The sequence below is a fragment of the Clostridium sp. BSD2780061688st1 H5 genome (genome assembly GCF_005845155.1).
Lineage (GTDB): Bacteria > Bacillota > Clostridia > Lachnospirales > Lachnospiraceae > Claveliimonas > Claveliimonas intestinigallinarum.
In genome coordinates, this window is sequence record NZ_SPGT01000054.1 from 1 (window position 1) to 2,583 (window position 2,583).

The following is a 2,583-nucleotide window of genomic DNA, read 5'->3' on the forward strand; positions in this document are numbered from 1 at the left end:
TGCATTCTGCGGAGCCTAGCGGACTCCGATGCGTTTCAGAGCGGACGCTGTGCGGAGCATAACGGACGCCCTGAAACACTTGCTATTATAAATTAATTTCTGGGCTGGATCACTACGGTATAGTGCTTCGTTGCCCGTTTCAGTATCGCATTGGCTGATACCTCGTCATTGAGGATCATCGATGCCCAGCTGTTCGGCTCTCTCTGAGAGCATACAATCGTGCACCTTGACAATTCACTGCGCTTTTCCATGACTTCAAAGAGAACTTTGATCTCGCGTTCATCTGTTATGGTGTGAAGCAGGAAATCATCCAGTATCAGTAGATCCAGCTTCAGGTAGAAGCGTACCTTCTTCTGATATTTCGAATAGTCAGCCTGTTTCAGGGCGACCATCGTTTCAAGGAATTCTTCACAGTGGTGATACATTGCTCTGTAATTCAGGCAGGCCTGTATCCCAAGTGCTTTGGCCAGATACGATTTTCCGCTGTCGGAAGGTCCGAGAATACAGACGTTGAGACCTTCACGGATAAAATCCAGCGATGACAGCGTAGCATTGATATCGGAAGGCAGATAGACCCTTTCTGTAGAATCTTTACACTTATCTAATGATTGAGGTCCTCCTGAAAGATGCGCACGTTTCAGTCTGTTCTGAAATCTCTGCGATGTTTTGCTCTGGTATTCCGGCCCGATCACCTGCTCAAGCAGCGACACGGCATCCAACTCATCAAAGGATTTCGAGTGATACAGCGAATCAAGCGAAGCGGCCATACATCCAAGCTTCAGTTCATTGAGCTCATCTACAAGTTCGTTGATTCGATCAAGCTTCTTCATCGCGCACCTCCCCGGCAAGTTTACTGCTCTTGGAGAGAAGCCGGTCAATATCCCCGGCATGCGGGCTCATGACAAACGCCCCTTTGTTCCGTTCTTCGTTGAGCTTTGTATTGAAACCGGCACTTCCGATTTCTTCAGCGACGGCAGCAATTGAATTCTTAATAAAAGAATACGAGATATGATTCGTATCAATTGCCAGCTTGCAGCAATCTTCCAGGGCAAGCTTGCTGTACTTCTTTGTGTAGTTGAGGATACCTATACACAGGCGGTACGTCTGAACTTCATGCTCACGGCTTCTCAGGATGTGTTCTATGACTTTGACCGTATTCGGACCTACTGTCATGGCTTTCCTGGTAAAATAAGTAGCATTCCATTCTGACATCTGTTTGTAGCTTTCGGGCAGATGTGCAGGATCTGTCAGCCATTCACCCTTACGGGAAGCCCTTCGCCAGCTGACGATGAGTTCGCCTTTCATGGAATAGATATTAACTGTTGTTGCAGAGGCAGCAATCAGAACACTCTTGTGCAGATATGCTTTATCCACACTGTAATAAGCATTATCGAAGCGCACATGAAAATCCGCAGATACTTTTGCAGTCCGTCTTTCCATGTATTCGTAGGGGACAGCCGGAAGAGGAAGCAGCTCACTGCGTTCTTCCAGCCATTGATCGTATCTGCTGTAATCCTTCTTTTTGAAGTTTTCATGGTTCAAAGCATCCAGTTTTTCCCAGAGATCTTTGTTGAACTGCTCCAGAGAAAAGTAGCGGTTTTCTTCTAAATCATGGAAAAAGCCTTTTTCAAGAATGCCTACAGCGTTTTCCACACTGCTTTTCCACTTCGGTTTACGGACTTTGGCTGGCAGTATCACGGTGTGGTTATGATCAGCCCATGCAGCATAATCCTTATTCAAATCCGGATCGATCCAGTCTTTATTGGCGGTAACTGCCTGTTTACAATTATCACAAACAACAATCGTAGGCACGCCGCCAAAATAGGCAAGAGCGTGGTTATTGACCTCAATCCATTGCGGTTCACAGGAAGATACCATCCCTTCTGCATAGAGGTACTGCGAATAGGGCAGAACAGCTACAAATACAACAATAGTCGTAATCTCGCCAGTAAGTTTATCGATCAACTCAAAGGTTTTACCTGCAAAATCAACTTCCATCTTCTGACCGATCACAGCCTGGATATGCAGGGTTTCACAGTTCTCTCTGCACCAGCGGCCATACAGTTCACAGAACTGTCGATACTGGTATGGCTTTGCCGCTTTTGTTATACAGTCTTTCTGGTAGCGGCTCCACAAGTAAACGAGCGTCATGTTCTTCCGCTCATTCATCTGTTTAAAGACAGTTGGGAAATCAGGTTGTTCATAACCGTCATTCCGTCTGTTGGTTCCCGGCTCATGACCGTATACCAGCTCATAGATTGCATAATTCGTGATCCCTTCCGGAAGCGGATACGACAGCTTCTCACACCTTTCAAAAGCGCGGATGAAGTCGTTGATTCCGGATTTGCTTGCACTGAATTCTTCAGCCAGTTCCTTGTAGCTCAGGCCCAGTGCGTACCGTTTGATAATGATGCTCTTGTAATCTAACATAAGGCATCCTCCTTAAATGATTCGTACCATTTTCCAATGGCCTTAATCATTATAAGGTACTAGCAGATTTCAATATCTACAGGTTAAGTCCGCTCGCTCCGCATCGCGTCCGTTTTGCTCCGCAAAACCGTCTGTTTGAGCCCGCTGATTGCA

2 protein-coding genes are annotated in these 2,583 nt (G+C 46.3%); both read right to left on the minus strand.

Annotation, left to right across the window (positions count from 1 at the left end):
* Positions 1–92: 92 nt before the first annotated feature.
* Positions 93–830 (minus strand): ATP-binding protein, encoded by a 738-nt coding sequence (locus FGQ86_RS16010; protein ID WP_138305141.1) that lies wholly within the window; start codon positions 828–830, stop codon positions 93–95.
* On the minus strand, positions 817–2,430 hold the full coding sequence (istA, locus tag FGQ86_RS16015) for an IS21 family transposase (protein ID WP_138305143.1): 1,614 nt from the start codon (positions 2,428–2,430) through the stop codon (positions 817–819). The genes FGQ86_RS16010 and istA overlap by 14 nt, the downstream gene beginning before the upstream one ends.
* Positions 2,431–2,583: the final 153 nt, after the last annotated feature.